Origin of the sequence: Streptococcus infantis, from assembly GCF_021497965.1 — a bacterium.
GTDB classification, from domain to species: domain Bacteria; phylum Bacillota; class Bacilli; order Lactobacillales; family Streptococcaceae; genus Streptococcus; species Streptococcus infantis_B.
The window spans coordinates 1,100,741-1,122,817 of the sequence record NZ_CP046525.1 but is presented as its reverse complement, the minus strand read 5'-3'; the positions used below and the strand labels follow the sequence as shown (position 1 = coordinate 1,122,817).

Sequence of the window (22,077 nt, the reverse complement as noted above, 5' to 3'; positions counted from 1 at the left end):
TTCTTTCCGAAATCGGAGAGAAGCTATTTTGTTATGGATTTGCTTTATTATCTGTGGCAGCTGTATCAGATTGAGCAGCTCCTTCAGTCTGATTTTGTTGAACATTGTTAGGAGCTTGAGTATTTTCTTCAGGTTGAACCTTGTTGTCATTTTTATGATCAACTCCACTAGTTGCAGCGTTAGTATCTTGGTTACTTCCTTGATTCTGAGCAGGCGCGTTCGATTGAGCAGGGCTTTCCTTTTGAATTTCCTTGATAATGGTTGTTTGCGTAACAGGACTAGTATCTGCTTTCTTTTGTTCATTGGACTTCATTGCATTGCTAATGGTAATTGTCGCAGTGATAATTCCCAACATACTACCGATTAAGGTTAAGGTTTTCTGAAAAGCAGATAAACCTTTCTTGATGTGATGGCTAGCCTTGCCAGTTTCTTGACTGTCTTTGTTTGTTTCTTTATTTTGGCGAGAATAGTTAGACATAATGGTTTTTCAAACTCCTTTGCAAAACTAAATATGAATTTGAATTCATTTCATATTTTCATTATACGTTTTTTATTTTAAATTGTCTTAAAAAAATAAAACTTTTAGTTTTGAAAACGCAACCAGTAGGTTTTTCTCTTTAAAGTGTAAAGCAAGAAGTGTGGTGATGAATCATGATTAGTGACTTTAGGTTTCAAAAATGATGATATCATAAAGGCAACTAGTCTTTTTTCTCATGGAGAACGGCTTGAGCAACGGCGAGTCTAGCTGCAGGGACCCTGTAAGGTGAACAGGAAACATAGGTGACACCTATTTCCTGGAAGAAGGAGATAGAAGCAGGATCACCGCCGACCTCCCCACAAATACCAATGGATAGGCTTGGTTTTACCCGGCGAGCTTTGCTGATTGCAATGCGCATTAACTCACCGACTCCCTCCTGATCAATATGTTGGAATGGATCAAATGAAAGAATGCTCGTCTTTTTGTAATGACCTATAAATTTTCCAATATCATCTCGAGAAAAACCATAGGTCATTTGAGTTAAGTCATTAGTACCAAAGCTGAAGAAATCAGCTTCCCGAGCTAGTTTATCCGCAGTCAGACAGGCGCGTGGTAATTCAATCATGGTACCAATTTCATATGGGAAGGGCTCCTGTTCATGCTCTCTAAAAAGAAACTGGATGTGTTGAGTCAGATAGGATTTAACAAATTCCAATTCCTTTTTATCTGCAATCAAAGGAATCATGATTTCAGGTTTAATTTTTATCCCCTCTTGATGTAGTTTGATAGCACTTCTAAAAATAGCTTCAGTCTGCATCTTGTAAATGTCTGGCTGAGTGATTCCAAGTCTACAACCTCTATGGCCCAGCATAGGGTTGCTTTCTTGTAAGCTCTCAATTTGATGGGCCAGTTTCTCAGGTGACTTATTTAGTTTCTCAGCTAGAAGCTTGATTTCCTGCGAATCTTTAGGTAAAAATTCATGCATAGGCGGATCTAAAAGTCGGACAATCAGAGGTTTATCTTCAACCGTTTTGAACATCTGATAGAAGTCTTCTGCTTGGAAGTCTGAAAGGTTCTTGAGTGCGGCTTTCATTTCTGCTTCCTTATCAGCTAGGATAAGGCGCCGCATTTCTATAATTCTATCCTGACCAAAGAACATATGTTCAGTACGGGCTAGTCCAACCCCTTGGGCACCAAATTTCATAGCTGTTTCCAAATCTTTGACAGTCTCAGCATTAGCACGAACTTTAAGACGGGCGACTTCATCTGCCCAAGAAAGAAGTCTCTGAAGGTCTTCATTATTCTCAATCAAGACTGTAGGAATTTCTCCGATATAAATACAACCGGAACTACCATCAACAGAAATGATATCTCCCTCTGTTAAAACAAGATTACCACAAGAGAGTGTTCTATCTTCCTCGCTGATTTTTAGTTCACTACATCCAGCTACACAACAGGTTCCCATTCCTCTAGCAACAACTGCTGCGTGTGAAGTCATGCCACCTTGGCTGGTAACAATAGCTTGGCTGACGACCATTCCTTCAATATCTTCGGGTGATGTTTCCTGTCTTACTAAAATAACCTTTCTTCCTAAATTGTGGAATTCTTTAGCTCGTTCTGCTGTAAAAACTATTTCCCCAGTGGCAGCTCCAGGACTGGCTGGTAAACCTTGTGCAATGAGAGTAGCTTTTTCCAATGCAGCCTCTTCAAAAACTGGGTGTATAAGCTGACTAATGGAAGAAGGGGATATTCTCATTAGGGCCTCTTTCTTACTAATAATGCCCTGGTCGACTAGATCCAAAGCAATTTTTAAGGAAGCTTTTGCTGTCCGTTTGCCATCCCTGGTTTGTAAGATATACAGTTTTCCTTTCTCAATAGTAAATTCGATATCTTGCATGTCTTTGTAGTGATTTTCAAGAATTCGAGCATACTCTTTAAAGGCTTTAAAAACTAGAGGTTGAGCTTTTTCTAAAGCGGCAATTGGTTCTGGAGTTCGTATACCAGCTACAACGTCTTCTCCTTGAGCATTCAGTAAGAATTCACCGAATAGTTGATTTTCTCCACTAGCAGGATTTCTAGTAAAACAGACTCCTGTTCCGCTGTTGTGGTCACTATTTCCAAAGACCATTGCCTGGACGTTAACGGCAGTCCCTAAATCATGAGGAATTTTATTAAGTTCTCGGTAGACTTTAGCTCGATTATTATTCCAAGAATTAAAGACAGCTTTGATAGCAGAAAAAAGTTGGTCTGTAGGATTTTCAGGGAAACATTGGTCCTCTTTAAGATAGATTTCTTTATATTGATTAACCAAGTCTTGATGCTCAGCTAGAGTCATGTCTTTTGTAGTTTTACCATGATATTTTTCAAAGTCTTCTAATAGTTCATCAAAAAGTTCTTTAGAAATTCCATATACAACATCTGCAAACATCTGAAGTAAACGTCGATAGCAATTATAGGCAAAATCAGGATTCGTCTGCTCGGCGAGTATTCTTGTCCGATGGTCATTTAGACCAAGATTTAAAATAGTATCCATCATTCCTGGCATAGAAAATTTTGCTCCGCTACGGACCGAAACTAAGAGAAGATTGGAGCTTTCTCCGCTGAACGATTTATCGGTTTTTCTTTCTAAGTCGGTAACCGCTTTCAAAATATCATCTTTTAAATAAGAGTCAAAGAAATCCGGATTTTCTAGAAACTTAATACAGCTCTCGGTTGTAATGGTAAAACCTGGAGGAACAGGCAATCCCAAATTGCTCATCTCTGCTAAATTGGCTCCTTTTCCACCTAGGAGAGCCTTGTCGTTTGCGCTTCCTTCCTCGAAGGAATAAATCCATTTTGTCATAGTCGCCTCCAAAATATTAAATATGCGTCACAATAAAAGACAAAACCATTGTAATATACATCATATATATTTGTCAAATGAAAAATCTTCGGGTATTAATTGACATATTACAAATAATTGCTATAATATTTAATATACATGATGCTTATTTTAAAGTTGGTTTAGTAAAATAAAAATAAGCATGTTCTTCCAATCGTTATTTGGAACCTATATAGAATCTAGAAAGGTTTTCTGTGAATTGAAATTAAGTGAACGACAAAAAAAGATTGTAGAAATCGTTAAAGCTAAGCAGCCTCTGAGTGGTGAAAAAATATCTGAATTACTTGATATTTCCAGGGCAACGCTACGGCCAGATCTTTCCTTTTTGACCTTGGTTGGAATCCTAAAGGCCACTCCTAAAGTCGGGTATACCTACTCAGGCTCTGATCTAGAATCGGTCTTCTTTTTTGATACTTTTAGGAAAAAAGTGGCTGATATTATGACTTCGCCAGTCCTGGTCACCAGTGATTCCTATATTCAGGATGCTATTATTACTCTATTTATGTATGATGCAGACGTTATTTATGTCATTGATGAAGAAAAACTTCTTCTTGGAATCATGTCACGTAAAGATTTGCTAAGGGCTTCTCTCAATTCGAATATTGAAAGTACTCCTGTTGCGGTTTGCATGACTAGGATGCCACATATTAAAACATGTCACCAAAATATGAATATTTTGGAAGCCGCTGTACTCCTTCAAGATTACGCCATTGATTCCTTACCGATTGTCGACGAAAAGAATGAACGTCAGATTTTAGGTAGTGTGACCAAGTCAGCCTTGTTGGACTATATTATTCAGCAAGCTCGAAGCACCGAGGTAAATAGAGAAGAGGAATAAATATGAAAAAAGAAATGATTGTTTATAGTATTTCAGATTCTTTGGGTGGGACTTCCCAAAAATTGCTATCCGCTGTTACAGCTCAATATCCAGACATCATTTTTAATAATAGCTATCGTTTCCCTTTTATCAACAAGGAAGATGAATTGTTGGACATTTTACGTGATGCCATCAAGGATGATGCCCTAGTTATCAGTACCTTGGTCGATGGCAAGTTAGCTTCGGTAGCAAGGGAGTTTAGCTTGATGTATGGGCTATCCTATTTGGATTTGATGCATCCGTTTTTTGAAATTATCAAAGAAAAGACAGGAAGGGATCCGATAGAAGTACCTGGCACCCTTCACCGTTTAGATAGCGAATACTTTAATAAAATTTCAGCGATTGAGTTTGCAGTCAAATATGATGATGGTAAAGCACCGCAGGGATTTTTAGAATCTGACATAGTCCTGCTAGGGGTTTCCCGTACGTCTAAAACACCGCTCAGTATTTATCTAGCAAATAAAGGATATAAGGTTTCGAACCTTCCTCTAATTCCAGAAGTTCCCTTGCCTCAAGTCTTGGAAAAAATTGATTCTCGCCGCCTAATTGGTTTAGTATGTGAGCCAGAAAAATTGGTTAAGATCCGCAGTAATCGTTTGGATTCTTTGGGTTTGACCCAGGAAACCAGCTACACAGATCTGGAAAAGATTTATCAGGAATTGGACTATTCTAAGAAGGTCTTCAGAAAATATGGAGCTCGAGTCATTAATATGTCAGATAAATCAATTGAAGAAACAGCCTTCTTAATCGAAGAGTATTTAAAGAAAATGAACTAAGAAAATAAATAGTGCATTATTTGTCGTAAAAGGATAGTGTGCTGGAGGTCAAAAATGGAGCAATACAAGCGTATTTTACTGAAAGAATTTGATTCTCGACAAAAGGTGATCACAGAACTGACCAACCTTGAAGCAATTTTAAACCTTCCAAAAGGAACAGAGCTATATATCAGTGATATTCATGGTGAATTTGCGGCCTTTGACTATATTTTAAGAAGTTGTGCAGGTATCCTTAATGAGAAGATTAAGGATTGCTTTGGAGATTCCTTGTCGCAAGATGATAAAAACAGATTGTCAGCATTGGTTTCATATCCTGAACTTGTCTTGGAGCAAGGCGGTAAAAGCAGAGACTGGTACAAGGAAACTATTCCTCAACTTTTATCTCTACTGACTTTTGCGGCTGCCAAGTACACCCGGTCAAAGCTTAGGAAGGCATTGCCACCCCAGTATGCTTATATCATCGAAGAATTAGTATACAGTGATATAGCTTTAGCAGATAAAAAGTCATATTTTGATAACATCCTCTCCTATGTTATCGAGTTAGGAGAAGCTATTCCCTTTATTCTTGGTGTTTCTAGCAGTATCCGTCGCTTATTGATTGACCATTTGCATGTGGTTGGTGATATTTATGACAGAGGAGCTGGTAGTCCGCAAGTTATGGATGAACTTTTGCAATTTCATTCTTTGGATATTCAGTGGGGGAATCACGACATTATCTGGATGGGGGGCTTTTTCGGTTCAAAAGCCTGTATGTTAAATGCACTACGTATTGCTGCCCGCTATGGATATCTATGGGATATTGAGAAAGCTTACGGCTTAAATCTTCGGCCCTTAACGTTATTTTCTGATAGGACCTATAAGGCCAACCCTCAGTTTAGGCCTATCCTAGGAAATAGAGAAGATGATTTCACTAGCGAAGAAATTTTACAGTTGGAAAAAGTTCACCAGGCTCTTTCCATTATCCAGTTTAAACTGGAAACTCAACTGATAAAAAGAAGGCCAGAATTTCAAATGGAGGATCAGGTTAAACTGGATAATATTGATTATTTGAAAGAGTGTGTGACAATTGATGGAAAAAAATATAATCTTACGAATACCTGCTTTCAAACGATTGATCCGGCTAATCCAGCAGAATTAAGTTTAGAAGAGTCTCAAGCAGTTGATAGTCTCCTAGCCTCTTTCCAAGGATCTCCTAAACTCGCAGAGCATATAGAATTGTTAATGAAAAAAGGCTCCATGTATAAAATTTACAATCAGCATCTACTCTTTCATGGTTGTATACCACTTGAAGCTTCTGGAGAATTGAAACCTCTAATTATTAACCAGTCTTGTTATGCTGGAAGAGAATTATTGGATTTTTTTGAATATCATATTCGACAAGCTGCTAAGAATAAGGAAATCGGAGATGATTTTTCAACAGATTTAATTTGGTATTGTTGGCGAGGGGCAGTCTCACCTCTATTTGGTAAAGATAAGATGACAACTCTAGAGCGCTATTTTGTTGAAGATAAGGATACTCACAAAGAAGTGGAAAATTCTTATTTTTCTTATCGGACTTCAGAGAAAGTCTGCCAGCTGATTTTGGAAGAATTTGGACTTTCCTCTAAAGAGTCTAGAATGGTCAACGGACATACTCCAGTTAAGACTGTGAAGGGAGAATCTCCTATTCGTGGGGGTGGTTTGCTTTTTGTCATTGACGGTGGCCTTTGTAAAGCTTATCAAAAGAAGACAGGTACAGCAGGCTATTCCTTACTAAACAATTCTTACGGTTTTCAATTGGTAACCCATCAGCCTTTTGAAGGCTCACAAAAGGTTGTTGAAGATCCTTTTGCTCAAACATCTTTGAAGAGAGTCATTGAAAATGTTGCGCAACGAACTCTGATTAAATCAACGAGTATTGGTCAAATGCTACTTGCCCAGCAGCAAGAACTTTTTGATTTGCTACATGAGTTTTACGACTGTTAAAACTTGCTCTAAGTTCTATCAGAATTTAGGGCTTTTTCTTTCTTGTTCCAACCTTCCTTTCGTGTTACAATAGAAGGAGTGATTTTAGAAAGCGTGAGAAACCATGATTTACTTTGACAATTCGGCCACGACCAAGCCCTATCCAGAAGCACTTGAAACCTATATGCAGGTGTCTGCAAAAATTATTGGAAATCCTTCTAGTCTTCATCGTTTAGGTGACCAGTCTACTAGAATTTTAGAAGCTTCTCGACAGCAGATTGCAGATTTGATTGGCAAAAATAGTGAAGAAGTCTTCTTTACCTCTGGTGGTACTGAAGGGGATAACTGGGTTATCAAAGGAGTTGCATTTGAAAAAGCGCAATTTGGTAGACACATTATTGTATCTGACATTGAGCATCCAGCAGTCAAGGAGTCAGCCCTCTGGCTTAAGACTCAAGGTTTTGAAGTGGATTTTGCACCTGTAGATGAAAAGGGATTTGTAGATGTAGAGGCCTTAGCAGGTTTACTTCGTCCTGATACCACACTAGTTTCTATCATGGCAGTTAACAATGAAATAGGCTCTATCCAGCCTATTCAAGCTATCTCAGAACTATTAGCAGATAAGCCAACGATTTCCTTCCATGTTGATGCGGTTCAAGCTTTAGCTAAGATTCCGACAGAAAAGTATTTGACTGACCGAGTGGATTTTGCGACCTTCTCCAGCCATAAATTCCACGGAGTTCGTGGTGTTGGATTTGTCTATATCAAGTCTGGCAAGAAAATCACCCCCCTATTAACCGGTGGTGGTCAGGAGCGCGACTATCGTTCCACAACTGAGAATGTAGCAGGGATTGCTGCGACAGCTAAGGCACTACGTTTGGCTATGGAGAGACTGGACTTATTTGCTAGCAAAACAAGTCAGATGAAAGTGGTAATCCGCCAAGCTCTACTTGAATATCCAGATATTTTTGTCTTTTCAGGTGAGGAAGACTTTGCTCCTCATATTCTGACCTTTGGGATAAAGGGAGTTCGTGGGGAAGTTATTGTTCACGCATTTGAAGATTATGATATTTTCATTTCTACAACATCGGCTTGTTCGTCCAAGGCTGGAAAACCTGCTGGAACGCTGATTGCTATGGGCATCGAAAAGGATAAAGCCCAGTCAGCAGTTCGTCTCAGTCTTGACTTAGAAAATGATATGAGCCAGGTGGAACAGTTCTTGACCAAGTTGAAATTAATCTACAATCAAACTAAAAAAGTAAGATAGGAGTATTCATGCAATATTCAGAAATTATGATTCGCTATGGTGAGCTTTCAACCAAAGGCAAAAACCGTATGCGTTTCATCAATAAACTACGTAATAATATCTCAGACGTTTTATCCATCTATCCTCAAGTCAAAGTCACTGCTGATCGCGATCGTGCCCATGCTTATCTGAATGGGGCAGATTACGAACCAGTAGCAGAGTCTCTCAAGCAAGTTTTCGGGATTCAAAACTTTTCTCCAGTGTATAAGGTTGAAAAATCCGTAGAAGTTCTGAAGTCTGCTGTCCAAGAGATTATGAAGGACATCTACAAGGAAGGGATGACCTTTAAAATCTCAAGTAAGCGTAGCGACCACAACTTTGAGCTAGATAGTCGAGAACTCAATCAGACACTTGGTGGAGCAGTATTTGAAGCTATTCCAAATGTGCAGGCACAAATGAAAAATCCTGATATTAACCTTCAGGTGGAGATTCGTGAAGAAGCAGCCTACCTTTCATATGAAACCATTCGTGGTGCAGGTGGTTTGCCTGTCGGAACTTCAGGGAAAGGGATGCTCATGTTATCAGGGGGAATTGATTCTCCTGTAGCTGGTTACCTAGCTCTGAAACGTGGGGTAGATATCGAGGCTGTCCACTTTGCTAGCCCTCCATACACAAGTCCAGGTGCCCTCAAGAAAGCCCAGGATTTAACCCGTAAATTGACTAAGTTCGGAGGAAATATCCAATTTATCGAGGTTCCCTTCACGGAAATTCAAGAAGAAATCAAGGCTAAAGCTCCAGAAGCCTATCTGATGACACTGACTCGTCGCTTTATGATGCGTATAACAGATCGTATCCGTGAGGTCCGAAATGGTTTAGTCATCATTAATGGTGAAAGTCTTGGTCAGGTGGCTAGCCAAACCCTTGAAAGCATGCAGGCTATCAACGCAGTGACCAACACACCAATTATTCGTCCAGTTGTGACCATGGATAAACTAGAAATCATTGATATTGCACAAGAAATTGATACCTTTGAAATTTCTATCCAACCATTTGAAGATTGTTGCACGATTTTTGCACCTGATCGTCCCAAAACAAATCCAAAGATTAAGAATGCTGAACAGTATGAAACACGTATGGACGTTGAAGGATTAGTTGAGCGAGCAGTAGCAGGAATTATGATTACTGAAATAACCCCTCAAGCTGAGAAGGATGCGGTTGATGAGTTGATCGATGATCTCCTTTAATCAGAAAAACCAGAGGAAATGATAAAATAAGTAAAAAAAGTTAGTTTATTGTCCTAAATTTGGACGGAAACTGACTTTTTTTCTATTTTTATGATATAATTAGGTAAAATTTTGAATATAGAGAGTTTTCTGACAATGAATCAATCTTATTTTTATTTAAAAATGCGAGAGCATAAATTGGTGGTTCCCTACACAGGTAAGGAGCGTCGCGTACGTGTTCTCCTCCCTAAAAACTATGAGAAAGATACGGATAGAAGTTATCCAGTTGTGTATTTCCATGATGGACAAAACGTCTTTTATAGTAAGGAATCCTACGTCGGCCATTCCTGGAAGATTATCCCAGCTATCAAGCGAAATCCGGATATCAGTCGCATGATTATCGTGGCCATTGACAACGATGGACTTGGACGGATGAATGAGTATGCGGCATGGAAATTCCAAGAGTCTAACATTCCTGGTCAACAATTTGGTGGTAAAGGTGTTGAGTATGCAGAGTTTGTTATGGAAGTGGTTAAGCCTTTTATCGATGAAAACTATCGGACAAAATCAGACAGAAAACATACTGCTATGATAGGATCTTCTCTGGGTGGGAATATTACCCAGTTTATCGGATTGGAGTATCAAGATCAGATTGGTTGCTTGGGAGTTTTCTCATCAGCTAACTGGCTGCACCAAGAAGCCTTTGATCGCTATATTGAACGTAAAAAGCTTTTGCCTGACCAACGAATCTTTATCTATGTTGGAACGGAAGAAGCAGATGACACAGATAAGACCCTAATGGCTGGCAATATCAAGCAGGCCTATATTGATTCTTCTCTTCGTTATTATCATGATTTGATAGCAGGAGGGGTACGGTTAGAAAATCTCTCTCTCAAGGTTCAGGCTGGAGCCATTCACCATGAAGTGCCCTGGTCAGAAAATCTACCAGCTTGCCTACGTTTTTTTGCAGAAAATTGGTAAATAGTAAAAAGGAGACAGGATATGAATATTGAACATCTTAGCCACTGGAGTGGACATCTAAATCGTGAAATGTACGTAAACCGATATGGACATGCGGGTATCCCTATTGTAGTTTTTCCTTCTTCAGGTGGTAGCCACAATGAATACTATGATTTTGGCATGATTGATGCTTGTGCATCCTTTATCGAGGAAGGCCGTGTTCAGTTCTTTACACTTTCAAGTGTTGATAGTGAGAGCTGGCTTGCTACTTGGAAAAACGGGCATGACCAAGCTGAAATGCACCGTGCCTATGAACGATATGTCATTGAAGAAGCCATTCCTTTTATCAAGCATAAAACAGGTTGGTTCGATGGTATGATGGCGACAGGATGCTCCATGGGAGCTTACCATGCTCTCAACTTTTTCCTACAACATCCGGATGTCTTCACGAAAGTGATTGCTCTTAGTGGTGTTTATGATGCACGTTTCTTTGTGGGTGATTACTACAATGATGATGCCATCTATCAAAATTCACCAGTAGACTATATCTGGAATCAAAATGATGGCTGGTTCATCGATCGTTACCGTCAAGCTGAAATCGTGATCTGTACTGGACTAGGAGCCTGGGAACATGATGGCCTACCTTCTTACTACAAACTCAAAGAAGCCTTTGATCAAAAACAAATTCCTGCCTGGTTTGCAGAATGGGGACATGATGTCGCCCATGACTGGGAATGGTGGCGCAAACAAATGCCTTATTTCCTTGGTCACATGAGTCTATAAAAGGAGTCGCTTATGAATTATCTTGTAATTTCACCCTATTACCCACAAAATTTCCAACAATTTAGTATTGAACTAGCCAATAAAGGAATCACAGTTCTAGGGATTGGGCAAGAACCCTATGAACAACTAGATGAACCATTGCGCAATAGCTTGACTGAGTATTTCCGAGTTGATAATCTTGAAAATATCGATGAGGTTAAACGTGCAGTAGCCTTTCTTTTCTATAAACATGGTCCAATTGATCGCATTGAATCACACAATGAATACTGGCTAGAGTTGGACGCTGCCCTTCGTGAACAGTTTCATGTCTTTGGTGCCAAACCAGAAGACCTTAAGAAGACTAAGTTCAAGTCTGAAATGAAGAAACTCTTCAAAAAAGCAGGAGTTCCAGTTGTGCCTGGTGCTGTTATTGAAACAGAAGCAGATGTTGATAAAGCTGTGAAAGAAATCGGACTTCCAATGATTGCCAAACCTGACAATGGAGTGGGAGCTGCCGCAACCTTCAAACTTGAAACAGCAGATGATGTCAATCACTTTAAGGCTGAATGGGACCACTCAACCGTTTATTTCTTTGAAAAATTTGTAACCTCAAGTGAAATCTGTACTTTCGATGGTTTGGTAGATAGAGATGGTAATATCGTCTTTTCTACGACCTTTGACTACGCACATACACCTCTCGATCTCATGATCTATAAGATGGACAATTCCTACTATGTTCTCAAAGACATGGATCCAAAATTGCGTAAATATGGTGAAGCAATTGTCAAGGAATTTGGTATGAAGGAACGTTTCTTCCATATTGAGTTCTTCCGTGAGGGTGATGACTATATCGCTATTGAATACAATAACCGTCCAGCGGGTGGCTTCACAATTGATGTCTATAACTATGCCCATTCTTTTGACTTGTATAAGGGCTATGCTGCTATCGTAGCAGGTGAACCATTCCCAGCTTCTCAATTCGAGCCCCTATACTGTTTGGCGACATCACGTCGTGCCAATGCCAATTATGTTTATTCAGAAGAAGATTTGCTGGCTAAATATGGAAACCAGTTCAAGGTCAAGAAAATTATGCCAGCAGCCTTTGCTGAATTGCAAGGAGATTATCTCTATATGCTAACGACATCAAGTCGTGAGGAAATGGAGCAGATGATTCAGGACTTTGGACAACGTCAAGAATAATTGAAATGAAGACTTAACAAACTCTCTTTGTTAGGTCTTTTTTGAAGAGTTAAAATAAAAGCGTTTTCCATCGCTATTCTTTTAGAAAATCTGTTGCTAAAAGCCCTAAAAATTGATAGAATAGGGAATGTCTAAAAAATATTAAGGAGAATCTATCAATGGATTTCACATGGGCAGTCAAATATGCCACTGAATTTTTGGGAACAGCCATCTTGATTATCTTGGGTAATGGTGCAGTTGCCAACGTTGAACTTAAAGGTACGAAAGGTCACCAAAGTGGCTGGCTCGTTATCGCTGTTGGTTACGGTATGGGGGTTATGATCCCTGCCTTGATGTTTGGTAATGTTTCTGGTAACCACATCAACCCAGCCTTCACTCTTGGACTTGCAGTTAGCGGACTTTTCCCTTGGTCACAAGTAGCTCAATACATCATCGCTCAAGTTTTGGGAGCAATCTTTGGACAAGCCTTGGTTGTTGCAGCTCACCGTCCATACTACTTGAAGACAGAAAACCCAAACAACATCTTAGGAACTTTCTCAACAATTTCAAGTATCGACCACGGAACAAAAGAATCACGCTTTGCAGCTTCTATTAACGGTTTTATCAACGAGTTTGTTGGTTCATTCGTACTTTTCTTTGCAGCGCTCGGTATGACAAAGAACTTCTTTGGTGCTGAATTGCTTTCTAAAGCTCAAGGATTGATTAACGATCAAGTGGCACAAGCGACTGCCCAAGGTCAAACAATTCCTCAAGAACAAGTTACTGCAGCTCTTGAACAAGCAAAAACTCAAGTAGCTCCATTCTTGTCACCAGGTCTTGCTATTGCACACTTGGCACTTGGTTTCCTCGTAATGGCCTTGGTTACTTCACTAGGTGGACCTACAGGACCAGGTTTGAACCCAGCTCGTGACTTTGGACCACGTCTTCTTCACGCAGTACTTCCAAAATCAATCCTTGGTGAACACAAGGGTGATTCAAAATGGTGGTATGCTTGGGTACCAGTAGCTGCACCGATTGCAGCTGCTATTGCAGCAGTAGCACTCTTCAAATTACTTTACATGTAATCTTTAAAAAACTGGGAATTCCCAGTTTTTTTCTTTTTTCTAAATGAAAGGATCCTCAATCAATTAATGCTTAAATCGTCAGACTTTTTTCATTTTAAAACTAAAGGTGAAAATATGGCAAAAATATGGTAAAATAGAGTATTAAGTAAACGTTAAAAAGGAATATTATGCGTAAAGAGATTGCACCTGAATTATATAATTACAATAAATTCCCTGGTCCTGAATTTCATCTATCTGGAGATAAAGTCGAAGCTGAAGGTTTTACCTTTACCTTGGTTGAAAATAGCAAGGACGCCTTTGATGCAACAGCATTTACTCAACGCTTTTCAGAAGTTTTAAGTAAGTTCGATTATATTGTAGGAGACTGGAGCAATGAGCAGCTGCGCTTACGTGGTTTCTACAAGAATGAGCGAGCTGAAGAGTCTCTCGAGAAAATCAGCCGTTTACAAGATTACCTACTCGAGTATTGCAGTTATGGTTGTGCTTATTTTGTCCTAGAAAATGAAACTCCTAAACGAGCACCATTTGACCAAAAAATGCGCAAAAAAGAGGAAGAAAAAGATACTCGAAAAGGCAAGAAAACTTCTCAGAATAAGAAAAGAAATAATGCAGATAAGAGAAATCGACGTCGTCGTAAGGAACAGAAACCTCAGAACGAAGAAAAAGGACAACGTCATTTCGTCATCCGTCAGAAAGATTAGAGAATAAGGAGAAAACATGAAACCGTCAATCTATAGTTTAACACGCCAAGGCATGCAAGAATGGGTCTTGGAACAGGGAGAAAAGAAATTCCGTGCTGACCAAATCTGGGAGTGGCTTTACCGTAAACGTGTTCAGACATTTGAAGAAATGACCAACTTGTCTAAGGATTTGATTGCCAAGCTCAATGATCAATTTGTAGTCAATCCTTTGAAACAACGCATCGTTCAAGAGTCAGCTGACGGAACTGTGAAGTACCTCTTTGAGTTACCAGATGGGATGTTGATTGAGACAGTGCTGATGCGTCAGCACTATGGTTTGTCAGTCTGTGTAACAACTCAAGTAGGATGCAATATCGGTTGTACCTTCTGTGCATCAGGTTTAATCAAGAAGCAACGTGACCTCAATAACGGGGAAATCGTTGCCCAGATTATGTTGGTTCAAAAATATTTTGACGAACGTGGACAAGATGAACGTGTAAGCCATATCGTTGTCATGGGTATCGGAGAGCCATTTGATAACTATAATAACGTTTTGAACTTTATCCGTACCATCAACGACGATAAGGGAATGGCAATTGGTGCTCGCCATATCACTGTATCAACTTCAGGTTTGGCTCACAAAATCCGTGATTTTGCCAATGAAGGTGTTCAGGTTAACCTTGCTGTCTCACTTCATGCGCCAAACAATGAACTTCGTTCAAGCATCATGAAGATTAACCGTGCCTTTCCAATTGAAAAACTCTTTGCAGCGATTGAGTATTACATCGAAACAACCAACCGTCGTGTAACTTTTGAGTACATCATGCTAAATGAAGTGAATGATGGAGTTGAACAAGCACTTGAGTTGGCTGAATTGCTTAAGAATATCAAGAAATTGTCTTATGTCAACTTGATTCCTTACAACCCAGTTAGTGAACATGATCAATATAGTCGTAGTCCCAAAGAGCGTGTCATGGCCTTCTATGATACTCTCAAGAAAAAAGGAATCAACTGCGTCGTTCGTCAGGAACACGGTACTGATATCGATGCGGCTTGTGGACAATTGCGTTCAAATACCATGAAGCGTGATCGCCAAAAAGCAGTAGCTGAAGTAAATCCATAAGATGAATCGAAAAAAAATACTAATTTTGGGAGTGCTATTATACAGTCTTTGTATCGTCTGTTTTTGTTTTACTCCCCAGCCAAAACTTCCGATAGGAGTGGGAACTCCAGGTATTCAAACTATTGGACGCCTGGTTTTTCTTTTGACGCCTTTTAACTCTTTGTGGAAATTGGGAGAAGTAACAAGCTTTTTACAACTGTTCTGGATTTTTTTGCAAAATGCCTTAAATATCCTTTTACTATTCCCACTGATTTTCCAACTTCTCTATCTCATGCCTGGTCTAAGAAATACTAAAAAAGTGATTTTGTTCAGTTTTTTATTGAGTCTAGGAATCGAATGTACACAGCTAGTTTTAGACTTTTTCTTTGATTTTAATCGGGTCTTTGAGATTGATGATTTGTGGACCAATACCTTGGGTGGCTACCTGGCTTGGGTCCTCTATAAACTACTATATAAAAACAAGATAAGGAATTAAAATGAGTATCTTAGAAGTAAAAAATTTAAGTCACGGTTTTGGTGACCGTGCAATTTTTGAAGACGTATCTTTTCGCCTCCTCAAAGGTGAACATATCGGTCTGGTCGGTGCCAATGGTGAAGGGAAATCAACTTTCATGAGCATCGTGACTGGTAAAATGCTACCTGATGAAGGTAAGGTGGAGTGGTCTAAATATGTGACTGCTGGCTACCTGGACCAGCACGCCGTGCTCAAAGAGGGTCAAACTGTGCGTGATGTTCTTCGTACTGCCTTTGATGAATTATTCAAAGCCGAAGCACGTATCAATGAACTCTACATGGAAATGGCAGAAGAGGGCGCTGATATTGATGCATTGATGGAAGAAGTCGGAGAACTGCAAGACCGTTTGGAAAGCCGTGATTTCTATACCTTGGATGCTAAAATTGATGAAGTGGCGCGTGCCCTTGGTGTCATGGATTATGGTATGGATACAGATGTAACAGCCTTATCTGGTGGACAAAGAACCAAGGTTCTCTTAGCCAAACTCCTTCTTGAAAAGCCAGATATCTTGCTTTTGGACGAGCCAACCAACTATCTGGATGCTGAGCATATTGACTGGCTTAAACGCTATCTGCAGAACTATGAGAATGCCTTTGTCCTTATTTCGCACGATATTCCATTCCTCAATGATGTTATCAATATCGTATATCACGTCGAAAATCAACAGTTGACTCGTTATTCTGGAGATTACTACCAGTTCCAAGAAGTCTATGCCATGAAGAAATCGCAATTGGAAGCAGCCTATGAGCGTCAACAGAAAGAAATTGCGGATCTCAAGGACTTTGTAGCCCGTAATAAGGCGCGTGTCGCAACGCGTAACATGGCTATGTCTCGTCAGAAAAAATTGGACAAGATGGATATCATCGAGCTCCAAAGTGAGAAACCAAAGCCATCCTTTGAATTCAAAACTGCTCGTACACCTGGACGCTTTATCTTCCAAGCTAAGGACTTGCAGATTGGCTACGACCGTCCACTTACAAAACCATTAAATCTTACCTTTGAGCGCAATCAAAAGGTTGCTATCATCGGTGCTAATGGTATCGGGAAAACAACCCTCTTGAAATCTCTTTTGGGAATTATTCCACCAATTGCTGGGGAGGTTGAACGTGGGGACTACCTAGAACTCGGCTACTTTGAACAGGAAGTGGAAGGCGGTAATCGCCAGACGCCTCTAGAAGCAGTCTGGAATGCATTTCCAGCCCTCAATCAAGCAGAAGTCCGTGCAGCTCTTGCCCGTTGTGGTTTGACGACTAAACACATCGAAAGTCAAATTCAGGTCTTGTCAGGTGGTGAGCAAGCCAAGGTTCGTTTCTGTCTCTTAATGAACCGAGAGAATAATGTCCTTGTTCTTGATGAACCTACCAACCACTTGGATGTGGATGCCAAGGACGAACTCAAACGTGCTTTGAAAGAATACAAGGGTTCTATCCTCATGGTTTGTCATGAACCTGATTTTTATGAAGGCTGGATGGATCAAATCTGGGATTTCAATGAGCTAACATAAATAGTCATAAAAAGCCAAGTCTATGTGACTTGGCTTTTTTACGGGGATTGCAACTAGTAGAAGTCATACTGCTATCTCCTAGTTTTTGTATCAAAAATAACTAATTGGTTTGATTTCCCACGATTTCATCCTCTTCAAAGTGTCCCACACCATCTTCAACAACAAATGGGCAAGTAACTTTCTTTTTTATTCCATTTTCATCATAAGAACAACTCATGTTATAGATTCCATCGGAAAATGAATTTTTTGGTAAAGATAAGATTCTCTCCTTAAAGGCATATAAAGGACTTCCATTTTCTACCTTGATTTTCGTAAGGTCACAATCAAAATCGAGAGTAAGACCTTTGTTTTTCATGAGATCTTTTGTTGTAATATTATAAAAGCCAGCTGCGTCAGAATCTCCTTTTTCTCGATTCCTGACAGCCTGAGCCATAATTGCCACATAGTAGTTTTCTATTGGATATTTTCCAAATTTAAAACTAGAAGTTATTGGTGTCGCAAAGAGTTTATCTATTTTTTCAGCAGTAGCATTTTTGATACTGTCTTCTTCTTGTTGTAGATTCGGTCTTTCTTTGTATACATCTAGTAAGAAACTGAATTCATCTTGTTTGACAGTGTGAAACAGTGCCTTTTCTTTATCATTAAGAAGTGTTTCGAGATCTGTTCCTGAAAGAAGAAAGAAATTTGATAAATGTTCTCCATCCTTTCCATGAATTTTTGCGGTAGTAGTTTCTTTTAAAATAGTTCCATCGGATAAATTTTCTGTATATGTTAGCTTGTAGGCAGTTCCATAAAATGCTTCAATCTCTCTGTGTTTATCAACTACCTCAACCTTTCCCTTAAGTCCAAGTGATTGAAATTCTTCAGCGAAAGAAGGAGTAGTGTATTTAATTGATGGAGAAGTGATTAAAACCAGTGCAAGGCTAGTGAGAAAAATGATCATCCCCCCAAAGATAAAACCAAATATGGCTGAATTATCTTTCCCTTGCCCTAGCTTTATTGTCTGATAAATACCGATAAGGAGAATGATAGAGTACACAATACTGGCGCAAACCAGTACTGGATAATTATCAATGTAATTAAGTGGGGCTCCCTTAAAACCTAATATTTGCATGAAAAATCCAATTGTAGCTAGAACCAACTGTATAGTACATGTCTTTTGAATCAACTCATTATCTTCGAAGGAGGCTTTTAATTTTGAGATATCTCTAAAAATAAAAATATTTCCTAGCACAATTACTGCATATGACAAGAGAAATGCTGGCCACATGAGTATAAAAGCAAAACCTCCGGAATCATAAGTAATCGAATAAACGCGATTAAAGATTAAGTATCCTATCAGAATAAGACTGAGCCGAGTTATATCGATTTTATATGGTTTCATAGGAGAACCTCCTTTGTTACTGTTAACTGCATTATTTCATAATTGAATAAGAAAATAGAGCGTTTACATGGAAGTGTAAAATGATAAAGCCGAGTCTATTTGACTAATTTAGTTGCTAATCAGTATCTTTTTCAAAGTAACTCTTACCATTTTCAACCACCATAGTGATTTTGACGTTGCCGTCAGATAATGTGCTAACAGTGAATTTATAGATACCATCTGATAGAGTTCCAACTGGAAGTGATGTTAATTTATCTTTTAAGTAGTCTACACGATTATCAATTTTATGATTTTGTTTATCCTCGATTTCAATAAAATTGAAGTGCTCGATAGAAACTATTAAAGTTTTATCGTTTATATGTTTGTTAATATCGATATTGTAAAATCCTGCAACATCTGTATCTCCATTTTCTCTGTTTTTTACAGCCTCTTTAATAAGATCACTATAAAATTTTATTTTGTCAGCTGGTTTAATCTCGACATTATAATTCTCTAGTAATTTGCCACCAACTGCCTCATTTATTTTAGTCGCTATATCATCTTCTAATTTTAGATTATATATTCTTTCTTCATAGACTTTTAAGACGAATTCAAATTGTTCAAGTGTAACTTTATCAAATAACTCTTTTTCCGTATCGTTTTCAAGATAGGAACGAATTTCTTCCTTGTCCTTTTCATCCAATGTTGTCACGTGTGTTCCATTTTGCACATCAGAAACATAAATAAAATCGATAAAACTTTCTCCATTCGATAAAGTTTCATTATAGAATAAAGTTGTAAGTGTTCCATTGTAAGGTTCAATTAAATGTTTTTTCTCATATACTTCGACTTTTCCTTTTAGTCCAAAGTCTTTAAAGTCCTGTACATATTGATCCGTAGAGCCCCATACTGAAACTTTGCTATTAGTGATTAACAAGAGGTTGCATAAGAAAACGACTATAGCTCCAAAAACAAGACTTGATTTGTTTGAAGACTTGTCGTCTTGATCGAGCTTCGTTTTTTGAAAGTTTCCGATAAAGAAAATAGCAGAGTAGAGAAGACTAATACAAAATAATGTTGGAAAATTATCAATATAATTGATCGGCCACCAACGTAGATATACCATATTTGATAATTGTAAGCAGACTCCGATAGTCGCTAAAATGACTTGTATGGTACTAGTCTTTTGGACTAACTGATTATCTTTAAAGCTTGATTTTAATTTCAGAGGATCTCTAAAGGCAAAAAAATTACCTAAAAGAATCAAACCTATTGCTAAAAAGAATATAGGCCATAGAATGAAAAAAGCATAACCTGCTGAATAGAAGAGGGCAAAATAAACTAGATTATAGATTAAATATCCTAATAAGACCAAGCAAAGTCGTATTAAGCTTATTTTATATGGTTTCATAGGAAAACCTCCTCGTTACTATTAACTAAATTATATCATATTTGAAGCAAAAGAGAACGCTTACATAAAAGTGAAAATAAAAAAGATAGGCCGAATGACCTATCTTTTTAATAGTTGAGATATTGTTCGATCTCAGACTTTTGAATTTCTTTACCGTAATGACAAATAGGGCAAGAAACAAAATATGTTTTACCGTAAGGAAAGAGTGGAATCCAGTAAAGAGTAAACTTACGTCCGGTTTCTGTAATTTCCCAAGTACCTACATTGTTACAGTGCCCACACTCAATAGTAGTTTGAGTATGTCCGAGCACTTTTTGATAGCCTTTTGAACCCCAAAGTAAAAGCATTTTAACATCTCCTTAAAGTTAATGAGTTTATTGTTTACTGAAATCGTAGTCTTTAACAATTTCGATACTGTCGATGGTAATAGCAGTAGTTGGTTTATCTTTTTCGTCTTTTTCAGCCTTGGCAATTTTATCTACTACATCCATCCCATCAATCACTTGACCAAAGACTGGGTGTTTCCCATCGAGAGTAGGATTTCCACCTTCTTTGTAGGCTTGGATAATTTTCTTAGGATAGCTATTTGTAGGAAGTTTAGCTGAATAGTCTGTTGTACTTTGGTTGATGAAGAACTGGCTACCATTTGAGTTTGGTTGACCAGTATTGGCCATAGATAGAGCACCGCGGATATTATAGAGGTATGGAGAGATTTCGTTTTTAAAACCTGTTCCCTTGTCTTTTGTTTGATCCTTACCGTGCCAGATAGATTCCCCACCTGTACCATCACCTTTCGGATCTCCTGTTTGTATCATAAATCCATCAATTACACGGTGGAAAGTAACACCATTGTAGTAGCCTTCTTTAGCATGAGTCAAGAAGTTTTCTACCGCAAGAGGGGCTAACTTTGGAAAAAGTTTGATACGAATATCACCTAGACTTGTGTGAAGAATAGCTTCAGCTTCGTCTTCAGCTACTTCCTTAGAAAGTTGAGGGAAGTTAGCATTTTCATTTGTTAAGGCGTCTTTCAAATCTTTTTCTGCTTGAGTAGCGGCTTTAGAACTTTCTTCAGTAGCAATCTTAGAATCTACGTAATCATCACCACGAAGTGCACGTTGGATGCTTGTACATCCACCAAGAGCAAAAGTTGAAATGAGTAGTAGTGTAGCTAATTTTTTCATGTTAATCCTCTCAAAAATCATTTTTTCCATTGTACCCTAAAAAGAAGTGGATTTCAAATATTCAATTGTGATGATTCCGATAGTACATACAATTTTATGGCCTTACTTACACCATTTTGATCATTAGAATCTGTTACTGTATTTGCGCAAGTTTTGACATCTGTAGGTGCGTTTCCCATTGCAACACCAAGTCCAGAAGTCTCAATCATTGGAATATCATTATAATTATCTCCAATAGTCATAATTTCAGAAAGTGAAAGTTGATAATACTTGGCTAATTCTAATAAAGCTTGTTTTTTGGATACTTGATTATGTGTAACTTCTAGATAGTTATCTTTAGAGAGATAGAAGTTGGTTTGAGGGAAATCTATTGAGGATAAGATTTTTTGAAGTTTCTGTATGGTATCCGTATTATCTATCAGCAAAAGTTTATGAACAAGAGTTTTCTCGTCTTTTATAAAATCTGCTAAAGATGTAACTTTTGGACTTTCTCCAGTAATAGTTGCTTCGATTTCTACCCACTCATCAATTGTATTCACAAGCCAATCTTTTCCGGAGTAAACATTGATAGAAACTGTCGGGAATTCTTTTTTTAAAAAATCATGTAGTAAGAGTAATTCCTTTTTATTAATAGTATGCTGTCTTAGGATTTTATCTCCTAAACTGATGAGTGCTCCATTATAGCAGGCAATGGGACATTCGGTGATGCCAAGCTCTTTAGAAATTGGCGCTATACCGAGAGGAGATCTAGCAGAAGCTAGAACAAAAGGAATATTACATTGTTTTAAAAGTGGCATCAGTTCTATCAAATAAGAATCTAATTGGTGATTTTTATCCAAAATAGTGCCGTCAATATCACTCATAATTAATTTAATTCTTGACATATTTTG

General features: G+C 38.4%; 20 protein-coding genes. 13 read left to right on the top strand and 7 right to left on the bottom strand.

Annotation, left to right across the window (positions count from 1 at the left end; genetic code table 11):
• Window positions 1–31 precede the first annotated feature (31 nt).
• Both GOM46_RS05645 and ppdK read right to left on the bottom strand, forming a co-directional pair.
• Complete coding sequence (locus tag GOM46_RS05645) at window positions 32–478, bottom strand: DUF6556 family protein (RefSeq protein WP_006150044.1); 447 nt, start codon at window positions 476–478, stop codon at window positions 32–34.
• Window positions 479–698: 220 nt separating this feature from the next.
• Window positions 699–3,320, bottom strand: a complete 2,622-nt coding sequence (gene ppdK, locus GOM46_RS05640; protein WP_006150031.1) for a pyruvate, phosphate dikinase — start codon at window positions 3,318–3,320, stop codon at window positions 699–701.
• Between the two features lie 238 nt (window positions 3,321–3,558).
• Here ppdK and GOM46_RS05635 point away from each other — a divergent pair, with 238 nt between their 5' ends.
• The 13 genes from GOM46_RS05635 (at window position 3,559) to abc-f (ending at window position 17,232) form a co-directional block, all read left to right on the top strand.
• Window positions 3,559–4,197 (top strand): CBS domain-containing protein, encoded by a 639-nt coding sequence (locus tag GOM46_RS05635; protein WP_025169978.1) that lies wholly within the window; start codon window positions 3,559–3,561, stop codon window positions 4,195–4,197.
• 2 nt (window positions 4,198–4,199) lie between these two features.
• Window positions 4,200–5,012: a pyruvate, water dikinase regulatory protein gene (locus GOM46_RS05630; RefSeq protein WP_006150047.1), complete on the top strand. Its 813-nt coding sequence runs from the start codon at window positions 4,200–4,202 to the stop codon at window positions 5,010–5,012.
• Window positions 5,013–5,066: 54 nt separating this feature from the next.
• Window positions 5,067–6,977, top strand: a complete 1,911-nt coding sequence (locus GOM46_RS05625) for a fructose-1,6-bisphosphatase (protein ID WP_235083320.1) — start codon at window positions 5,067–5,069, stop codon at window positions 6,975–6,977.
• A 103-nt stretch (window positions 6,978–7,080) separates the two neighbouring features.
• Window positions 7,081–8,223: a cysteine desulfurase family protein gene (locus GOM46_RS05620; RefSeq protein ID WP_006150048.1), complete on the top strand. Its 1,143-nt coding sequence runs from the start codon at window positions 7,081–7,083 to the stop codon at window positions 8,221–8,223.
• A gap of 8 nt (window positions 8,224–8,231) precedes the next feature.
• Complete coding sequence (gene thiI, locus GOM46_RS05615; RefSeq protein ID WP_006150037.1) at window positions 8,232–9,446, top strand: tRNA uracil 4-sulfurtransferase ThiI; 1,215 nt, start codon at window positions 8,232–8,234, stop codon at window positions 9,444–9,446.
• A 135-nt stretch (window positions 9,447–9,581) separates the two neighbouring features.
• Window positions 9,582–10,406, top strand: a complete 825-nt coding sequence (locus tag GOM46_RS05610) for an alpha/beta hydrolase (RefSeq protein ID WP_006150039.1) — start codon at window positions 9,582–9,584, stop codon at window positions 10,404–10,406.
• 21 nt (window positions 10,407–10,427) lie between these two features.
• Entirely contained in the window at window positions 10,428–11,168 is a 741-nt protein-coding gene (locus GOM46_RS05605; protein WP_006150028.1) for an esterase family protein, read from the top strand.
• A 12-nt stretch (window positions 11,169–11,180) separates the two neighbouring features.
• Complete coding sequence (locus tag GOM46_RS05600; RefSeq protein ID WP_006150032.1) at window positions 11,181–12,347, top strand: ATP-grasp domain-containing protein; 1,167 nt, start codon at window positions 11,181–11,183, stop codon at window positions 12,345–12,347.
• Between the two features lie 158 nt (window positions 12,348–12,505).
• Window positions 12,506–13,411 (top strand): aquaglyceroporin Gla, encoded by a 906-nt coding sequence (gene gla / locus GOM46_RS05595; RefSeq protein WP_006150038.1) that lies wholly within the window; start codon window positions 12,506–12,508, stop codon window positions 13,409–13,411.
• A gap of 167 nt (window positions 13,412–13,578) precedes the next feature.
• Window positions 13,579–14,112 carry a YutD family protein gene (locus GOM46_RS05590; protein WP_006150049.1) on the top strand — a complete coding sequence of 178 codons (534 nt, stop codon included), beginning with the start codon at window positions 13,579–13,581 and terminating at the stop codon, window positions 14,110–14,112.
• Between the two features lie 16 nt (window positions 14,113–14,128).
• Window positions 14,129–15,214 carry a 23S rRNA (adenine(2503)-C(2))-methyltransferase RlmN gene (rlmN, locus tag GOM46_RS05585; protein ID WP_006150034.1) on the top strand — a complete coding sequence of 362 codons (1,086 nt, stop codon included), beginning with the start codon at window positions 14,129–14,131 and terminating at the stop codon, window positions 15,212–15,214.
• Window position 15,215: 1 nt separating this feature from the next.
• Entirely contained in the window at window positions 15,216–15,689 is a 474-nt protein-coding gene (locus GOM46_RS05580; RefSeq protein ID WP_235083319.1) for a VanZ family protein, read from the top strand.
• Window position 15,690: 1 nt separating this feature from the next.
• On the top strand, window positions 15,691–17,232 hold the full coding sequence (gene abc-f, locus GOM46_RS05575) for a ribosomal protection-like ABC-F family protein (protein ID WP_006150053.1): 1,542 nt from the start codon (window positions 15,691–15,693) through the stop codon (window positions 17,230–17,232).
• Window positions 17,233–17,332: 100 nt separating this feature from the next.
• Here abc-f and GOM46_RS05570 read toward each other — a convergent pair whose 3' ends face one another.
• From GOM46_RS05570 to GOM46_RS05550, 5 genes are all read right to left on the bottom strand, one after another.
• Window positions 17,333–18,616, bottom strand: coding sequence for a hypothetical protein (locus tag GOM46_RS05570; RefSeq protein ID WP_235083318.1), 1,284 nt, complete (start codon window positions 18,614–18,616; stop codon window positions 17,333–17,335).
• 115 nt (window positions 18,617–18,731) lie between these two features.
• Window positions 18,732–20,006: a hypothetical protein gene (locus tag GOM46_RS05565; protein ID WP_006145809.1), complete on the bottom strand. Its 1,275-nt coding sequence runs from the start codon at window positions 20,004–20,006 to the stop codon at window positions 18,732–18,734.
• A gap of 107 nt (window positions 20,007–20,113) precedes the next feature.
• Window positions 20,114–20,353 carry a zinc-ribbon domain-containing protein gene (locus tag GOM46_RS05560; RefSeq protein ID WP_006151249.1) on the bottom strand — a complete coding sequence of 80 codons (240 nt, stop codon included), beginning with the start codon at window positions 20,351–20,353 and terminating at the stop codon, window positions 20,114–20,116.
• Between the two features lie 27 nt (window positions 20,354–20,380).
• A complete protein-coding gene (locus tag GOM46_RS05555) occupies window positions 20,381–21,187 on the bottom strand; it encodes a peptidylprolyl isomerase (protein WP_025170061.1) in 807 nt (268 codons plus the stop codon).
• A 53-nt stretch (window positions 21,188–21,240) separates the two neighbouring features.
• Complete coding sequence (locus GOM46_RS05550; RefSeq protein WP_006151267.1) at window positions 21,241–22,071, bottom strand: Cof-type HAD-IIB family hydrolase; 831 nt, start codon at window positions 22,069–22,071, stop codon at window positions 21,241–21,243.
• Window positions 22,072–22,077 lie beyond the last annotated feature (6 nt).

Coding starts and splice junctions, on each gene's coding strand:
- GOM46_RS05645 (WP_006150044.1), bottom strand. CDS start 478: ATGTCTAACTATTCTCGCCAAAATAAAGAAACAAACAAAGACAGTCAA.
- ppdK (WP_006150031.1), bottom strand. CDS start 3,320: ATGACAAAATGGATTTATTCCTTCGAGGAAGGAAGCGCAAACGACAAG.
- GOM46_RS05630 (WP_006150047.1), top strand. CDS start 4,200: ATGAAAAAAGAAATGATTGTTTATAGTATTTCAGATTCTTTGGGTGGG.
- GOM46_RS05625 (WP_235083320.1), top strand. CDS start 5,067: ATGGAGCAATACAAGCGTATTTTACTGAAAGAATTTGATTCTCGACAA.
- GOM46_RS05620 (WP_006150048.1), top strand. CDS start 7,081: ATGATTTACTTTGACAATTCGGCCACGACCAAGCCCTATCCAGAAGCA.
- thiI (WP_006150037.1), top strand. CDS start 8,232: ATGCAATATTCAGAAATTATGATTCGCTATGGTGAGCTTTCAACCAAA.
- GOM46_RS05610 (WP_006150039.1), top strand. CDS start 9,582: ATGAATCAATCTTATTTTTATTTAAAAATGCGAGAGCATAAATTGGTG.
- GOM46_RS05605 (WP_006150028.1), top strand. CDS start 10,428: ATGAATATTGAACATCTTAGCCACTGGAGTGGACATCTAAATCGTGAA.
- GOM46_RS05600 (WP_006150032.1), top strand. CDS start 11,181: ATGAATTATCTTGTAATTTCACCCTATTACCCACAAAATTTCCAACAA.
- gla (WP_006150038.1), top strand. CDS start 12,506: ATGGATTTCACATGGGCAGTCAAATATGCCACTGAATTTTTGGGAACA.
- GOM46_RS05590 (WP_006150049.1), top strand. CDS start 13,579: ATGCGTAAAGAGATTGCACCTGAATTATATAATTACAATAAATTCCCT.
- rlmN (WP_006150034.1), top strand. CDS start 14,129: ATGAAACCGTCAATCTATAGTTTAACACGCCAAGGCATGCAAGAATGG.
- GOM46_RS05580 (WP_235083319.1), top strand. CDS start 15,216: ATGAATCGAAAAAAAATACTAATTTTGGGAGTGCTATTATACAGTCTT.
- abc-f (WP_006150053.1), top strand. CDS start 15,691: ATGAGTATCTTAGAAGTAAAAAATTTAAGTCACGGTTTTGGTGACCGT.
- GOM46_RS05570 (WP_235083318.1), bottom strand. CDS start 18,616: ATGAAACCATATAAAATCGATATAACTCGGCTCAGTCTTATTCTGATA.
- GOM46_RS05565 (WP_006145809.1), bottom strand. CDS start 20,006: ATGAAACCATATAAAATAAGCTTAATACGACTTTGCTTGGTCTTATTA.
- GOM46_RS05560 (WP_006151249.1), bottom strand. CDS start 20,353: ATGCTTTTACTTTGGGGTTCAAAAGGCTATCAAAAAGTGCTCGGACAT.
- GOM46_RS05555 (WP_025170061.1), bottom strand. CDS start 21,187: ATGAAAAAATTAGCTACACTACTACTCATTTCAACTTTTGCTCTTGGT.
- GOM46_RS05550 (WP_006151267.1), bottom strand. CDS start 22,071: ATGTCAAGAATTAAATTAATTATGAGTGATATTGACGGCACTATTTTG.